The following is a 14,810-nucleotide window of genomic DNA, read 5'->3' on the forward strand; positions in this document are numbered from 1 at the left end:
GCAACCACCAATTAAAAACAAAATGCCCGACCAAAAGCCGGGCATTCTGATTAATTTTATAGCAATTTATGCCAATATATCAGGCAATATTATTTCTGGAAGTAGTTATACTTACCATCTTCACCCTTGCGCCATTCGAACATGACATAAGGCGACAGGCTCGGATCGCCCTTCTTGTCGAAGGAGATCTCACCCAGAACAGTCTTGAACGGGCCCTTGTCCTTCATCGCGGTAGCAACTTCCTGCGGATCGTTGCTGCCTGCTGCATTGGCGGCGCTAACAAGCGACTGCACACCGGCATAGGCGTAGAAGGTATAAGCTTCCGGCTCAAAACCCTTGTCGCGGAACGCCTTGATGAGTTCAGCATTCGACTGATCGTCGCGCGGGTCCGGACCGAAGGTGTTCATGACGCCAGCCACTGCATCACCGGCAATCGAAGCCAGTTCGTTGGAGACGATGCCGTCGCCCGAAATGAACTGCGCCTTGAGGCCCTGATCGGCCATCTGGCGGATCAGAAGACCAGCTTCCGGATGCATGCCGCCCCAATAGACAGCGGTAATATCTGCGGCCTTCATCTTGGAAATCAGCGCCGAGAAATCCTTGTCGCCCTGGTTCACGCCTTCATAAAGCGTTTCCTTCATGCCGTTCTCGTTGAGCGACTTCTTGGTCTCATCGGCGAGGCCCTGACCATAAGGCGTCTTGTCGTGCAGGATGGCGACCTTGCCGTCCTTATAATGGTCGGCCATGTATTTGCCGGCAACTATGCCCTGCTGGTCATCACGACGGCAGGTGCGGAAAGTGTTCCACAGTTCACGCTCGGTGAAGGTCGGGTTGGTGGTGCCCGGTGCGATCATCAGCACGCCGTTTTCGGCATAGATGTCCGAGGTCGGAATACTGACACCGGAATTGAAATGGCCGATGACAAACTGAACGCCATCGCCAACGAACTTGTTCGCAACCGAAATGCCCTGCTTCGGGTCGGCGGCATCATCACCATAAACGATGCTGATCTTTTCGCCGTTCATGCCACCCTTGGCATTGGCTTCCGCGACAGCAGCTTCGACGCCGCGCTTGATCTGTTCGCCAAAGGCAGCCTGACTACCGGTCAGAGGCGCGCCAACACCAACCATCACATCGGCAAAGGCTGCGCCGCCAAAAGCGACCAGAGCCGAAAGGCAAACGCCGCAGAACAAAGACTTTTTCATTTCGATTACTCCCACTTGAGCACCCGCCACCAGACAACAATCCCGGCGGCCAAATGCGAATTAGAAAGCGCACCCCCGAAACGGCTTTCAGAACCGAGATGCGCGTCACAACACATATCCGAGCGCAATCCCGACGAGCCAAGCAGGCCTTCGGTCCAGATCACGCACTCCCGGCATGGATCGCAGCAGAAGCTGCAAACCGTGTTGGAAAAACCGGCTGTTCCGCATTCCCGTTTGCCGGGCGCAGTTTGGGGGAAATAAAGCACCTCCGCCCGAATGACCGGCCTCCTCCCCAGAAGGCGAGATTAAACGTAGAGAATCACGCTACGCGAAATCACATAGACAGGTAAATTCGCAGAACCATAAAAGTAAAGCATAGAAATCACCTACTTTCGGCGTTTTCCGCATGAGTTTATGCGGCCGCGGCGACTCCCTTAAAATCACCTCCGCCATAATCGACCCAACACATTGTTTTAAATAGATATTTCATTCGTCCGATGGCACACGTCTATCAGCGCGATGCGGCATCACTCATCAATAAGAGTCAGCTACTTTTTGCAGACCTACATTAGCCTTAAGAAAGCAAAAATGCCCGACACGATGGCCGGGCATTTTCCAATTGCGTAATAATGCTGCGTTATTACTTCTGCTGAATGTAGGTATATTTCCCGTCAGCGCCCTTTTCCCACTTGTACATAACGTAACCTGGGAGCTTCGGATCGCCCTTTTCGTCGTAGGAAATATCGCCAAGCACGGTCTTGAACGGACCCTTTGCCTTCAGCGCCTTGGCTACTTCCTGCGGGTCGTTGCTGGCTGCAGCCTTGGCGGCCTGAGCAAGCGACTGAACGGCCGCGTAGGAATAGAGCGTGTAGGCTTCTGGCTCAAAACCGGCGTCGCGGAACTTCTTGACGAGTTCAGCATTGTCCGGGTTGTTGCGCGGATCTGGACCGAAGGTATTCAGCGTACCGGCAACAGCATCGCCAGCAATCGAAGCCAGTTCGTTCGACACGATACCGTCGCCCGAGATGAACTGAGCCTTGAGACCCTGGTCAGCCATCTGACGGATGATCAGGCCAGCTTCCGGATGCAAGCCACCCCAATATACGACAGTGACGCCAGCCTGCTTGAGCTTGGCGATCAGAGCCGAGAAATCCTTTTCGCCGACGTTTACGCCTTCATAAAGGGTTTCCTTGGTGCCGAGCTCGTTCAGCTTCTTCTTGGTTTCGTCGGCAAGGCCCTGACCATATGGGGTCTTGTCGTGAATGACGGCGATCTTCGCGTCCTTGAAGTTGTCGAAGATGTACTGGCCGGCAACGATACCCTGCTGGTCATCACGGCCGCAGGTACGGAACGTGTTCCAGAGCTGACGCTCGGTATAGACCGGGTTGGTTGCAGCAGGCGAAATTTCGAGAATGCCGTTTTCGGCATAGACTTCCGAAGCCGGAATCGAAACGCCCGAGTTGAAGTGGCCGACAACATACTTCACGCCATCAGCAGCGAACTTGTTGGCAACCGAAATGCCCTGCTTCGGATCCGAAACGTCGTCGCCGAGCGTAATCGCGATCTTCTCGCCGTTGATACCGCCAGCATCGTTGATTTCCTTGATGGCGGCTTCGGCGCCTTTCTGAATCTGCGCACCGTAAACGGCATTCGGGCCGGTCAGCGGCGCACCGATGCCCAGAAGTACATCAGCCCATGCAGAGCCGCCAAAAGCCATCACAGCAGCAAGAGCCACGCCCGAAAAAAGATACTTCTTCATTTTTGGAACTCCCATCCTTGTATTTACCCCGAAGCGATGTTTTAGCACCGCCTTATTATCTTGCTGAATACTCAGCAATATCTACGCTGAATCATAGTACTGTCAACGTGATCTTTTAAAAAAAGCTCCGCCGCGAACGGCGAAGCTTCGAATTATTTTGCTTTCCAGCTCAGTGGCGAAGCTTTTTCATAAAGCCAGCCATATTGCCTCACCATTTGTTTGGTGCGCGTGAATTGGAAGCCAATCGACCCAACGATCATCAGAACGATCGTGTCCACCAGATAATAGTGGAACGAAAGCAGCGTGCCTTCAAACAGCGCGAAGTGGATGAAACGCACAGCAGCGCCCAGCGGGATCAAATAGACCAGAAGCTGCGGCAGGCTGCGCCAGGTCTGCGCACAGGCGCGACCTGTCATCCAGGCAGCCCAGCCGCCCAGCACACATGTGATGAGGAAAAACAGCCAGAAAGACGGTTCTTCGTAGAGAATACCTTGCATGACTTTCTCCTTAATGCCTTCCGCCTTCGAGATAGGCGGCGCGCACTTCCGGATCGGCCAGAAGATCACGGCCAGAGCCGCTCATCGTGATCGATCCGTTGACCATCACATAGCCGCGGTCGGCGAGCTTGAGCGCACCGAATGCGTTCTGCTCGACGAGAAATACCGTCAGGCCCTGTGTGCGGTTCAGTTCCTTGATCGCCTCGAAAATCTGCTTGACGATCAGCGGTGCGAGACCAAGCGAAGGCTCATCGAGAAGCAGAAGCTTCGGACGCGCCATCAACGCGCGAGCGATGGCCAGCATCTGCTGTTCGCCGCCCGACAGTGTACCGCCACGCTGGCCGATGCGTTCCTTGAGACGCGGGAACAGATCGAACATCAGCTTCACGTCTTCTTCGAAGTACTTCTGATGATCGAGGCTCGCGCCCATCTGGAGGTTTTCGAGAACCGTCATGCGCGGGAAGATACGGCGACCTTCCGGCGACTGCGCGATACGCAGCTTGGCAATCTCGTGCGGCGGCATGGACGTGATGTCCTTGCCGTTGAAGAGAACGCGACCGGTGCGCGCTTTCGGCGAACCGAAAATCGTCATCATCAGCGTGGACTTGCCCGCGCCATTGGCGCCGATCAAGGCAACGATTTCGCCTTCATCCACTGTCAGGTCGATGCCCTTCAGTGCACAGATGTTGCCGTAATAGGTTTCAACCTTTTCAACGGCCAGAAGCGGTTGCTTTTTCTGCATGGGATCAGCCTGCATCATTCGCCTCCCTTCTTCGGCTTGGCCGGAGCTTTTCGGCTTCGCGGCGCCTTTGCGGGAGCGGTCTTGTGGCTCGTCGGAACATCACCGGCTTCGACGCGGCTCGAGAATTCGGTCGCCTGGCCAGCAGCCAGTTGCTTGGCCTGCCCCACCCAGTCTTCACGGGCGATGCGGCCATCGAATTCCAGATAGGTTTCGGCCTGCTTGATGTCGGCTTCGGACCATGCGGCGATCTGATCGAAATGATAGATGCCGTGCTCGTTCAGCTTCTTTTCGTTAACCGCACCGATACCCTTCACGAGCGTCAGATTGTCGGCCTTGCCATCGCGAGCCGCTTCCAGTCCACCAGCAAGACGGGACACTTCCGCAGCCTTTTCCTGTTCGATCGCTTCTTCCGCAAGCTGCGTCGTAACAAGATCGATGGCATCGGTCACACCAGGCTTATCCGCCTCGTCGATCAGATCGGCGATTTCCTCGTCGTCGACGCCGAGATAAGCGGCGATGACGCGTGGATCGTTGCGGACTTCTTCCGGCGTGCCGTCGGAAATCTTCGTGCCATATTCCAGCACGATCACGTGGTCGGAAATTTCCATAACCACCGACATGTCGTGCTCGATCAGCAAGAGCGACGTTCCCGTATCCTTGCGGATATCAAGCAGAAGCTTGTTCAGTTCAGCCGACTCGCGTGGATTGAGACCTGCTGCCGGTTCATCGAGGCAGAGAATTTCCGGCTCGGTGCACATGGCGCGGGCGATTTCCAGACGACGCTGATCGCCATAAGGCAGATCGCCAGCCGGATCGTCTGCGCGCGCAGTCAGATTGATCTTGTCCAGCCAGTAACGTGCCTTATCGATGGCTTCCTTGGCGGCCTTCTTATAGCCCGGCAGACCGAGAAGCCCGAGGATCGTAAAACCGGACGACCGCATCAGCGTGTTGTGCTGGGCGACGAGCAGGTTTTCCAGAACGGTCAGACCTGAGAACAGGCGAATATTCTGGAAGGTACGTGCCACCTTAGCCTGTTTGGTGATCTGGAAATCCGGAAGACGTTCCAGAAGGAAAGTGTCGCCCGTGTTCCGATGCATGGTCAACATGCCGCCCGTTGGCTTATAGAAGCCGGTGATGCAGTTGAAGACCGTCGTCTTACCGGCGCCGTTCGGGCCGATGAGCGCGGTGATGTCACCACGCTTCACATCGAAGCTCAGATCGTTGATGGCGACGAGGCCACCGAAGCGCATCGACAGATGCTCAACCTGAAGAACGGTGTCTTTCTGAACCAGGTTTTTCTGAACATTGTCAGACATTGTCGCTGTCTCCGCCATCAGCCGTGCCCTTCCTTGGTAAAGGCACCCGACACCATCTTCTTTGCATGCAGGAACGCGCTTGGTTCTCGGCTTCCGACAAAGCCACGCGGTTTCCAGACCATGACGACCACCATAGCGAGGCCGAAGATCAGCATGCGATAGAGTTCCGGCGTGAAGTCGGGACCGAAGATCACCTTCAGGAAGCCCATTTCACGCAGGATTTCCGTGCCGCCAATCATGACGACCGCGGCGATGGCGATACCGACGAGAGATCCCATACCGCCAAGAACGACGATGGCGAGAATAACTGCGGACTCAAGGAACACGAAGGATTCCGGGCTCACGAAGCCCTGACGTGCGGCGAAGAAGGAGCCTGCAAAACCACCGAACATTGCGCCCGTGGCAAAAGCCGTGAGCTTGGTGGTCGTGGTGTTGATGCCGAGCGAACGGCAGGCGATTTCGTCTTCACGCAGCGCTTCCCATGCACGGCCAACCGGCATGCGGCGCAGACGGATCGTAACCCACGCGGTCAGAAGCGCCAGCAGCAGAATGACGTAATAGAGGAAGAATTTGTAATGCGCCGGCGAGAAAGCAATTCCCATATGGGCGGCAAAACCATCCGGACCGGCCTTGAACGGCAGACCGAAGAAGGTTGCCTTGGCAATGCCCGAAATACCGAACGTACCCTTGGTGAGATCGGTCCAGTTGATGAGCACCAGACGGATGATTTCACCGAAAGCCAGCGTCACGATGGCAAGATAGTCACCGCGCAGACGCAAGACCGGGAAGCCCAGAATGACGCCCCATGTCGCGGCCAGAATACCAGCCATGGGAAGCAGCATCCAGAACGACAGGCCGAAATAGCTCGACAGGATCGCGTAGGAATAAGCACCGACAGCGTAGAAGGCCACATAGCCGAGATCGAGAAGACCGGCGAGACCGACAACGATGTTCAACCCCCAGGCCAGCATCACATAGATGAGGATCTGGACGCCGAAATTATCCACCCATTTGAGTGAACCCTGCCAGCCCAGAGCCATGACGATCAGGATCGGATAGGCAAAGAGGAAGGCAACGCCAAGCTTGGAAAAATGGGTACGGAAGAAAGACTGGCCTTCCGAGGCATCCACCATGCGCTTGCTCTTGGCGAGTTTGCGCGCCTCCAGCTGCGGCTGCAGGAACGCAACGAACAGGAAGCGCCCCACTGCCGCCAGCGCGACCATGACGGCCAATGCGCCCCAGCGCTGCACCAGCACCAGTTCATTGTTGATGTTCTGCTCGGTCTTGAAACCGATGATCAGAACGAAGAGACCCAGCGCCAGCAGACCGGCGATGATACCTTCACGAATGGCCCGGCCAAAAAGGGAATCCGGGCGTGAACTCGACTGTACAGCCATGATTACACCTTTTCGACTTCAGGACGGCCAAGAATACCCGACGGCATGAAGATCAGCACGATCGCCAGGATCGAGAACGCCGCGACATCCTTGTAGTCGATCGAGAAATAAGCAGACCAGAGCGCTTCGATCAGACCGATCAGCAGACCACCAACAACTGCGCCCGGAAGCGAGCCAATACCGCCCAGAACTGCAGCGGTGAACGCCTTGACGCCGGGGATGAACCCGTCGGCGAAGGAAATCACACCGTAGAAGGACAGGTAGAGCGTACCGGCGACAGCTGCGAGCATGGCACCCATCACGAAGGTGAGCGAAATCACGCGGTCGACATTGATGCCGAGAAGCGCCGCCATCTTGCGGTCCTGCTCACAGGCACGCTGTGCACGACCGAGCGATGTGCGATTGACGATGTACCAGAAGATCGCCAGCAGCACGGCGGTTACCACAATGACGACGATCTGCTTGAGCGAAATCGTGACACTGGAACCGAACAGGCTGTACGAACCATTCAGGAGCTGCGGAACCGGCTTGTTGCGCGGACCCTGCGTCACCTGGACGAAGTTGGACAGGACGATCGACATGCCGATTGCCGTGATCAGCGGTGCAAGGCGGAACGAACCGCGCAGCGGCCGATAAGCCACGCGCTCGATCGTCCAGCTCCACAAGCCGGTCATGAGCATAGCAACCACCATCATCAGAAGCAGAAGCAGTGCAATCGGCAGTGCTCCAATGAAGGTTGTGATGATTAGAAAAACAATCAGCGCCATAAAGGCGCCGAGCATAAAAACATCGCCATGAGCAAAGTTGATCATGCCAATGATACCATAGACCATCGTGTAGCCGATGGCGATCAGGCCATAGATCGAACCGAGCGCGAGCCCGTTGATCACCTGCTGGAGGAAATATTCCATCGAAAAGCCACCCATTTAACAAGCCGGAATCTTATTGGCGCATCATTATTTCGTGCACCCTCATTTTTTTCCCGGTCGATTACACCTAACGGCTGCATCAAGGAATGCAAGCCCCTTTCGTCTTAAACAAAAGACTAATTGCTTCATCCTTCCGCAAACCAGTTATGTCCCCTACCAAACGCCCCTTTCGCGTCCTTTTCTACCGAAACGGACGCCTTATCCCATGTTTTCCCCGAAGCCTCAAAGGGCAAGAAATTGGGTGGCTGGCCGCTTTTGACCAACCGTACCCGTTTTATGCAACTGTGAAACCGTGAGCAAACGGATCCCGGTCATCGATGAATATCGTATTATAACCTGTCATGCGTGCCCAGCCCGCAATTGACGGGATAATTCCCGGCAGGACGGTATCCTGGCCCGTTGCAGGCCCTGTGACTTCCACTGCCCGCTCGACGCGACCATGGAACAGAGAACCGATGATGGATTCATGCACGAATTCATCGCCCGGCTTCAGCTTGCCCTTGGCGGTCAGCTGCGCCATGCGCGCCGAGGTGCCGGTGCCGCAAGGCGAACGGTCAATGGCCTTGTCGCCGTAGAAGACGGCGTTACGGGCATGGGCTTCCGGCTTGGTCGGCTTGCCGGTCCACAGGATATGCGTCAGACGGTTGATATCGGCCAGCAGCGGATGCTGGAACTTGTATTTCTCGTTGAGACGCTGACGCAGAACCGGGCTCCAGGCGATCAGCTGCAGGGCGCTGTAATCAGCCATATCGGTGTAATTGTCCTGCGGCTCGACAATGGCGTAGAAGTTACCGCCATAGGCCACATCGACCTTGAGCGTGCCAAGATCGGGGCATTCCACTTCCATGCCTTCGGCATAGAGGAAAGCCGGAACATTGGTGAGACGCACACGCTCTACATACTGGCCGTTCTGCTCATACTCGATGGCGACCAGACCGGCTGGCGTATCGAGGTTGAGCTTGCCCGGCGTCTTTGGCGTGACAAGACCCTGCTCGATAGCCATGGTCACGGTGCCGATAGTGCCGTGACCGCACATGGGCAGGCAGCCAGAGGTTTCGATGAACAGCACCGCCACATCGCAGTCCGGGCGTGTTGGCGGATAGAGGATCGATCCCGACATCATGTCGTGGCCGCGTGGTTCGAACATCAGGCCGGTGCGGATCCAGTCAAACTCGCGCAGAAAATGCGCGCGCTTTTCCATCATGGTCGAACCTTCGAGGTTCGGGCCACCGCCCGCCACAAGGCGTACGGGGTTGCCGCATGTATGTCCGTCGACGCAGAAAAAGGAATGTCTTGCCATGATGGTCAGTTCCGAAAACGTTGAGGCTTGAATGGTTCGATGTCGATTGGAGGCTTTGCGCCGGTGATCAGATCGCGGATGAGGCGTCCGGTCGCTGCCGATTGTGTGAGGCCCAGATGGCCATGGCCGAAGCCGTAGAAAATATTTCCGCCCGACGAGGCGCGGCCAATGACAGGCACTGAGTCCGGAATGGAAGGACGATAGCCCATCCACTCGCGTCCGCCTTCGGTTTTGAGACCCGGCAGGAAGCGGGACGCCTTGGTCAGCATGGCTTTGGAGCGCGCATAATTCGGTGGCAGATCGAGCCCACCGAACTCAACTGCACCGCCGACGCGCAATCCTGTCGCCATTGGCGTGACGACGAAACCGTGACTTGGGAAGGTGAGCTGTCGCTTCACGTCGAAAGCACCCACCGGCAAAGTTGTGTTGTAGCCGCGTTCGGTATCGAGCGGCACCGCATCGCCGAATCCCTTGGCGAAATCGCGTGAAAACGCTCCGGTCATCACGATGAGGTTCTTCGCGCTGATTTCCGTGCCGTCTTCAAGACGCACGCGCGCGCCGCCTTCTGCCGGTTGCGCGTTCGTCACTTTCGCTTTCAGGAAGCGTGCGCCAAGGCGTTCCGCATAGGCCCAGACAGCCTGTCCGAACAATTTCGGGTCGCTGACATTTTTCCAGCCGGGCACGAAGGTTCCAGCCACGATGCGCGGGCTGAGGCCCGGCTGCAATTCAGCCAACCGCGCACCATGGACATGTTCATGCGCAATGCCAGCTTTCTCGCGAATGTCCCAGCTTGGCAGAGCAGCGTTCAGCTCGGCTTCGCTTTCATAGAGTTCCAGATTGCCGTTTTCCTGCAGACGGTCGCGCAGCTCGGCGCGGTCGATCAGCGCCAGCATTTCGCTTGCCGCAAGCCGCATGATATTGGCCTGCGTGACAGCGGTTTTCTCCAGCGCCTGAGCGCTGCTGGCGCGCCAGAACTGATAGAGCCACGGCACCATTTTCGGAAAATAGGACGGGCGAATGGAGAAGGGTCCCAGCGGGTCCATTAGCCAGCCCGGCACCTTGCGCATGACGCCCTTGGAAGCCAGCGGCAGAATTTCGGAGAAAGCGAGCGCCGCAGCATTACCGGAACTCGTTTCCTCGCAGATGCCGGTACGGTCGATGACGAGCACATCGCGCCCGGCCTCGGTCAGAAGTGCAGCCGTCACAGAACCGACAATGCCGCCGCCAATGATAACAATATCCTGCTGTCCCATTTTTTGTTGCTTGTTGGGATCAGATTTCATTCTTGTGCGGCTCCCCACCGATGCTTATTGAGGCGTCATCACGGATGGAGCCCCTTGCCTTTGTCAATACCGGTGAACCGGTGCCCGAACTTCGTACGCGCAATCGATGCCTGTCTGGCACAATGCGGGTTCGAAATCAGAGCGACTTTGAAATCGGAGCGCCAACCCGTCTAACAAAATTTTGGAATAACACTATGCCGAAACCCGGTTAAAGCAAGCGTGGGGCCGGCACGGCTGCATCCTTGGTCCATATTGATATATCAGAGATATATTTGTAGGATTGTTTCCTGTCAATTGCCATCATGGAGGACACTGGACGACATGACACAGACGAGCCTCCGCGAACGGTCGATGAAAGCTGCTACCGGCAAACTCGCAACAGTCATTGATGGGCTGGGCGGCGAAAGCCTTGCCGAGCAAGCCTATCGCACGCTGGAACGCATGATCGTAACGCTTGAGCTTGAGCCGGGAGCCGTAGTCAACGAACGCACGCTCATCGACCTGACCGGTATGGGCCGTACGCCGCTGCGGGAAGCCATTCAGCGGCTTGCCTGGGAAGGACTGATGGAAGTCCGCCCCCGTTCCGGCATTGCAATCGCGCCGATTGACCCGAAGGATTTCGCCAAGGTGCTGGACGCTCGCGAAGGTGTTGAACGTGTACTGGCGCGCGATGCCGCCCGCTTCGGCAGTCCGCGTGACTATCAGCGGCTGGAAGCGGCAGCGGCAGCCATGCGGCAGGCTATCCCGGATGAGGATGTGCAGTCATTTCTCGATGCCGACAAGGCTTTTGACATTGTGCTCGGCTCTGCCGCCAACAATCCCTATGCAACCCGTCTGGCCGCCCCACTTCAGACCCATAGCCGTCGGTTCTGGTTTCGCTTGCGCCCATCCGCCAGCATCACCGGTTCCGCTACTGCCCATGCCGCGCTGATCGAAGCCATCGTTTCGCGTGAGCCGGAGCGCGCCAGCAATACCGCAAGCGAACTGATGGAATATCTGCGCACGCTCGCACCTTGACGGCATCTGCTAGCGCATACGCGAACTTCTCCGTGAGCGTTTCGTCGTTCTCACACCGAACGAGGCCGATGCGCTGGTATCGAAAACCATGCCGTCATCCGTATTCACATCGTTGAGCGCCCGCGCATAGGAATGCCGGGTGCCATGGCGCATATCCTTCGCCTGTACCGAAACGATGGAAAGAATAGCCATGAGGGCCACCATAGTCTGAGACGAATAACGCATTTCCGACGCTCCCGTCAGGCAAAGCGCCACGGCATCGGTTCGATCCGTTGAAAGGCGCCTTCTGTGTTGGCTTGAACGCTCACCCTTTTTGAAAGCCGTCTCGCGCCTTTCTGGGCATGCGTTCCGTCCGCAAAATTGTGGGACCAATGAACGATGAACTGGCGACCGAAAGATGGCACAAGCCGACCGGCTTCGGGGCGCAGCTTCACAAGGCCGTGATCAAAACAAAAAGCCGGAGCGAAGGCTCCGGCTCGTCCGCGTGGGAAGGTGTCTTGTTTCTTAGTGCGTCTTGTTCATCGATGCCGACATTTTGCGAAGCACGTTCAGTGCAACGTTCAATTCTTCATCGGTAACGCCTTCAAGCAGGTCCTCGCGCACATCACCGGCAAGTTTCTCAACCTGCTCCGCCAGAACCTTGCCCTCTTCTGTCATCACCACCCGCTTGGCGCGGCGATCACCCTCGACCGTCTGGCGCTCGATGAATGACTGACGCTCTAGGCCATCGAGAAGGCGAACCATGGTCGCATTTTCGATTTCCAACGTTTCCGCCAGTTCCTTCTGATAAAGACCTTCCTGTTCAATCAGTGCCAGCAGCGTGCGTGCGCGAGCCAGTGTCAGGCCCCGCTCCTTTACCCTGGCGTCAAAAACGGTGCGAAGCTTGCGGTTCACCTTCGCCATGGCATCAATCATTTCTGCTCTGAGATCTGTCGTGCTCATATCCGATGCCTTATATATTAGTAAACTAACGATTGTGTTTCTGGATAAATGGCCCACGGTTCATTTTCAATGGCCACACGCGAAAGTCACGCAAGCGTGAAGTTTTTCCCTCTGTGGAGGGAGTAAAACCAAATAAGTTGTGCCTGAAGCCTGGATTTAAGAACCGAAGTAACTTGAAAAATGAATAATCGATAAAAAGAAAAATATGTGCTGCAAATGACATCAAAAAGAAAAGCGGACCAAAGTCCGCTTTTCGGGAAAATCTGTGAATTTCTTAACCGGTCAGCCCGGTATAACCGCTCCCTGCAGCGTCATCAGCTGATGCAGGAAGATTTCGGCCTTGGTGCGATGCTCCGGCGAAGTCGCATCATCGAGCGCCTTGCGGGCTTCATCGATGCGGCGCGTGATGTCCGACGGCTCAATGGCGTCGACATGCGTTGCGGATTCGGCCAGTACGGTGCAGCTCTGCGGGGTAATATCGGCAAAACCGCCGAAAACCACATAAGAGTCAGACTTGCCGTCGGCAAGCTTCACCGAAACGACTCCCGGCATGATCGTCGACATCAGCGGCGAATGACCGGCGAGAGCCGTCAGATAGCCTTCGCTACCCGGAATGACGACTTCCGTCACCTGCGCGGAAAGCAGGAGGCGTTCAGGCGACACGAGTTCGAATTGGAAAGCTTGAGCCATGGTTCTCACTTAAATCTCAAGAGCGCGATCTCGAAACTGGAAACCGGTTTTCGGAAGGATCGTGCTCAAACAAATGAAGAGGTCGTCTCGGTGGGCCTCGCGGCCCACCGGGAAACTCAATTCATCAAGCTGCTTCGGCAGCCAGCTTCTTCGCCTTTTCGATCGCTTCTTCAATCGAACCGACCATGTAGAAGGCTGGTTCTGGAAGATGATCGTATTCACCTGCGCAAAGGCCCTTGAAGCCCTTGATGGTGTCGGCGAGGTCAACCAGCTTGCCTGGCGAACCGGTGAAGACTTCAGCAACGAAGAACGGCTGCGACAGGAAGCGTTCGATCTTACGAGCGCGCGCAACGGTCAGCTTGTCGTCTTCCGACAGTTCGTCCATGCCGAGGATGGCGATGATGTCCTGAAGCGACTTATAGCGCTGAAGGATCGACTGAACCTGACGGGCGACGGCGTAGTGTTCTTCACCAACGATCATCGGATCGAGCATGCGCGACGTGGATTCCAGCGGATCCACAGCCGGGTAAATACCCTTTTCAGCGATCGAACGGTTCAGCGTGGTGGTCGCATCCAAGTGAGCGAACGACGTTGCCGGTGCAGGGTCGGTCAAATCGTCGGCAGGAACGTAAATTGCCTGAACCGAGGTAATCGAACCCTTGGTCGTCGTGGTGATGCGTTCCTGCATCGCGCCCATGTCGGTTGCCAGCGTCGGCTGATAACCCACAGCGGAAGGAATACGGCCGAGAAGTGCCGAAAGTTCCGAACCAGCCTGCGTGAAGCGGAAGATGTTGTCCACGAAGAACAGAACGTCCTGGCCCTTGTCACGGAAGTTTTCAGCAACCGTCAGACCCGACAGAGCAACGCGAGCGCGCGCACCCGGAGGCTCGTTCATCTGACCGTAAACGAGTGCGGCCTTGGAGCCTTCACCGCCACCGAGCTTGTTAACGCCCGATTCGATCATTTCGTGGTAAAGATCGTTACCTTCACGGGTACGTTCACCAACACCAGCGAATACCGAGTAACCGCCGTGCGCCTTGGCGACGTTGTTGATCAGTTCCATGATGAGAACGGTCTTGCCGACGCCGGCACCCCCGAACAGACCAATCTTACCACCCTTGGCGTAAGGAGCGAGAAGGTCGACGACCTTGATGCCCGTTACGAGGATTTCAGCTTCGGTCGACTGTTCGATATACTCAGGAGCTTCCTGGTGGATCGCGCGACGGGCCGTGGTCTTGATCGGACCAGCTTCGTCAACCGGCTCGCCGATGACGTTCATGATACGGCCGAGGGTTTCTTCACCAACCGGAACCATGATCGGGTTGCCGGTGTCGCGCACTTCGTGACCGCGAACCAGACCTTCGGTCGAGTCCATGGCGATGGTGCGAACGGTGTTTTCGCCCAGATGCTGCGCAACTTCGAGAACCAGGCGGTTGCCCAGATTGTCGGTTTCCAGAGCGTTGAGAATCAGCGGCAGCTGACCATCTTCGAACTGTACGTCGACAACGGCGCCGATGACCTGAGTGATCTTGCCGACTGCGCCGGTCGTTGCAGCCTTGGGAGCTGCAGGAGACTTGCTTGCCGGGGATTTGGCGGCAGCCGCCTTAGCCGGTGTAGCCTTGGCTGGAGCCTTCTTCGCCGCTGCCGGCTTTGCTTCGGCCGCGGCGGTAGTTTTCGGGGTCGCTGCTTTTGCCATCGATCCTTACCTTCCGTTAGCATGGTCCCGAAAAGTT

General features: G+C 56.5%; 14 protein-coding genes. 1 reads left to right on the plus strand and 13 read right to left on the minus strand.

From position 1 onward, the window contains the following. Positions 1 to 89: 89 nt before the first annotated feature. The 9 genes from FHW03_RS17065 to FHW03_RS17105 form a co-directional block, all read right to left on the minus strand. Entirely contained in the window at positions 90 to 1,205 is a 1,116-nt protein-coding gene (locus FHW03_RS17065) for a branched-chain amino acid ABC transporter substrate-binding protein (RefSeq protein WP_182521712.1), read from the minus strand. Positions 1,206 to 1,845: 640 nt separating this feature from the next. Beyond that, positions 1,846 to 2,964: a branched-chain amino acid ABC transporter substrate-binding protein gene (locus tag FHW03_RS17070; protein ID WP_113534752.1), complete on the minus strand. Its 1,119-nt coding sequence runs from the start codon at positions 2,962 to 2,964 to the stop codon at positions 1,846 to 1,848. Between the two features lie 152 nt (positions 2,965 to 3,116). Next, the gene (locus tag FHW03_RS17075; protein WP_182521713.1) at positions 3,117 to 3,461 is read right to left on the minus strand and encodes a DUF6867 family protein; all 345 of its coding nucleotides are present in this window, start codon (positions 3,459 to 3,461) and stop codon (positions 3,117 to 3,119) included. A gap of 10 nt (positions 3,462 to 3,471) precedes the next feature. Continuing rightward, positions 3,472 to 4,218 (minus strand): ABC transporter ATP-binding protein, encoded by a 747-nt coding sequence (locus FHW03_RS17080; protein ID WP_182521785.1) that lies wholly within the window; start codon positions 4,216 to 4,218, stop codon positions 3,472 to 3,474. Further along, a complete protein-coding gene (locus FHW03_RS17085; RefSeq protein WP_182521714.1) occupies positions 4,218 to 5,537 on the minus strand; it encodes an ATP-binding cassette domain-containing protein in 1,320 nt (439 codons plus the stop codon). The genes FHW03_RS17080 and FHW03_RS17085 overlap by 1 nt, the downstream gene beginning before the upstream one ends. Further along, positions 5,537 to 6,916 (minus strand): high-affinity branched-chain amino acid ABC transporter permease LivM, encoded by a 1,380-nt coding sequence (gene livM / locus FHW03_RS17090; protein WP_182521715.1) that lies wholly within the window; start codon positions 6,914 to 6,916, stop codon positions 5,537 to 5,539. Before livM ends, FHW03_RS17085 begins: the two co-directional genes overlap by 1 nt. Before the next feature lie 2 nt (positions 6,917 to 6,918). Beyond that, complete coding sequence (locus FHW03_RS17095; protein ID WP_078339595.1) at positions 6,919 to 7,827, minus strand: branched-chain amino acid ABC transporter permease; 909 nt, start codon at positions 7,825 to 7,827, stop codon at positions 6,919 to 6,921. 292 nt (positions 7,828 to 8,119) lie between these two features. After that, positions 8,120 to 9,145: a 4-hydroxyproline epimerase gene (locus FHW03_RS17100; protein WP_182521716.1), complete on the minus strand. Its 1,026-nt coding sequence runs from the start codon at positions 9,143 to 9,145 to the stop codon at positions 8,120 to 8,122. A gap of 5 nt (positions 9,146 to 9,150) precedes the next feature. Further along, positions 9,151 to 10,428, minus strand: a complete 1,278-nt coding sequence (locus FHW03_RS17105; protein ID WP_182521717.1) for an FAD-dependent oxidoreductase — start codon at positions 10,426 to 10,428, stop codon at positions 9,151 to 9,153. 351 nt (positions 10,429 to 10,779) lie between these two features. Between FHW03_RS17105 and FHW03_RS17110 the strand changes: the two genes are divergently transcribed. After that, positions 10,780 to 11,445: a GntR family transcriptional regulator gene (locus FHW03_RS17110; RefSeq protein WP_377515099.1), complete on the plus strand. Its 666-nt coding sequence runs from the start codon at positions 10,780 to 10,782 to the stop codon at positions 11,443 to 11,445. Positions 11,446 to 11,454: 9 nt separating this feature from the next. Here FHW03_RS17110 and FHW03_RS17115 read toward each other — a convergent pair whose 3' ends face one another. From FHW03_RS17115 to atpD, 4 genes are all read right to left on the minus strand, one after another. After that, positions 11,455 to 11,670, minus strand: a complete 216-nt coding sequence (locus FHW03_RS17115) for a hypothetical protein (RefSeq protein WP_182521719.1) — start codon at positions 11,668 to 11,670, stop codon at positions 11,455 to 11,457. Positions 11,671 to 11,949: 279 nt separating this feature from the next. Next, positions 11,950 to 12,387, minus strand: a complete 438-nt coding sequence (locus FHW03_RS17120; protein WP_182521720.1) for a MarR family winged helix-turn-helix transcriptional regulator — start codon at positions 12,385 to 12,387, stop codon at positions 11,950 to 11,952. 282 nt (positions 12,388 to 12,669) lie between these two features. Beyond that, positions 12,670 to 13,077 carry a F0F1 ATP synthase subunit epsilon gene (locus FHW03_RS17125; protein ID WP_078339547.1) on the minus strand — a complete coding sequence of 136 codons (408 nt, stop codon included), beginning with the start codon at positions 13,075 to 13,077 and terminating at the stop codon, positions 12,670 to 12,672. 124 nt (positions 13,078 to 13,201) lie between these two features. After that, the gene (atpD, locus tag FHW03_RS17130) at positions 13,202 to 14,773 is read right to left on the minus strand and encodes a F0F1 ATP synthase subunit beta (RefSeq protein WP_078339548.1); all 1,572 of its coding nucleotides are present in this window, start codon (positions 14,771 to 14,773) and stop codon (positions 13,202 to 13,204) included. Positions 14,774 to 14,810 lie beyond the last annotated feature (37 nt).

It is taken from the genome of Ochrobactrum sp. RH2CCR150, from assembly GCA_014138095.1.
Lineage (GTDB): Bacteria > Pseudomonadota > Alphaproteobacteria > Rhizobiales > Rhizobiaceae > Brucella > Brucella gambitense.

Excerpts from the sequence above, each read along its gene's own strand:
- FHW03_RS17110 (WP_377515099.1), top strand. The coding sequence starts at position 10,780 with ATGAAAGCTGCTACCGGCAAACTCGCAACAGTCATTGATGGGCTGGGC.
- FHW03_RS17125 (WP_078339547.1), bottom strand. The coding sequence starts at position 13,077 with ATGGCTCAAGCTTTCCAATTCGAACTCGTGTCGCCTGAACGCCTCCTG.
- FHW03_RS17105 (WP_182521717.1), bottom strand. The coding sequence starts at position 10,428 with ATGAAATCTGATCCCAACAAGCAACAAAAAATGGGACAGCAGGATATT.
- FHW03_RS17115 (WP_182521719.1), bottom strand. The coding sequence starts at position 11,670 with ATGCGTTATTCGTCTCAGACTATGGTGGCCCTCATGGCTATTCTTTCC.
- FHW03_RS17085 (WP_182521714.1), bottom strand. The coding sequence starts at position 5,537 with ATGGCGGAGACAGCGACAATGTCTGACAATGTTCAGAAAAACCTGGTT.
- FHW03_RS17070 (WP_113534752.1), bottom strand. The coding sequence starts at position 2,964 with ATGAAGAAGTATCTTTTTTCGGGCGTGGCTCTTGCTGCTGTGATGGCT.
- atpD (WP_078339548.1), bottom strand. The coding sequence starts at position 14,773 with ATGGCAAAAGCAGCGACCCCGAAAACTACCGCCGCGGCCGAAGCAAAG.
- FHW03_RS17120 (WP_182521720.1), bottom strand. The coding sequence starts at position 12,387 with ATGAGCACGACAGATCTCAGAGCAGAAATGATTGATGCCATGGCGAAG.
- FHW03_RS17080 (WP_182521785.1), bottom strand. The coding sequence starts at position 4,218 with ATGCAGGCTGATCCCATGCAGAAAAAGCAACCGCTTCTGGCCGTTGAA.
- FHW03_RS17075 (WP_182521713.1), bottom strand. The coding sequence starts at position 3,461 with ATGCAAGGTATTCTCTACGAAGAACCGTCTTTCTGGCTGTTTTTCCTC.
- livM (WP_182521715.1), bottom strand. The coding sequence starts at position 6,916 with ATGGCTGTACAGTCGAGTTCACGCCCGGATTCCCTTTTTGGCCGGGCC.
- FHW03_RS17065 (WP_182521712.1), bottom strand. The coding sequence starts at position 1,205 with ATGAAAAAGTCTTTGTTCTGCGGCGTTTGCCTTTCGGCTCTGGTCGCT.
- FHW03_RS17100 (WP_182521716.1), bottom strand. The coding sequence starts at position 9,145 with ATGGCAAGACATTCCTTTTTCTGCGTCGACGGACATACATGCGGCAAC.
- FHW03_RS17095 (WP_078339595.1), bottom strand. The coding sequence starts at position 7,827 with ATGGAATATTTCCTCCAGCAGGTGATCAACGGGCTCGCGCTCGGTTCG.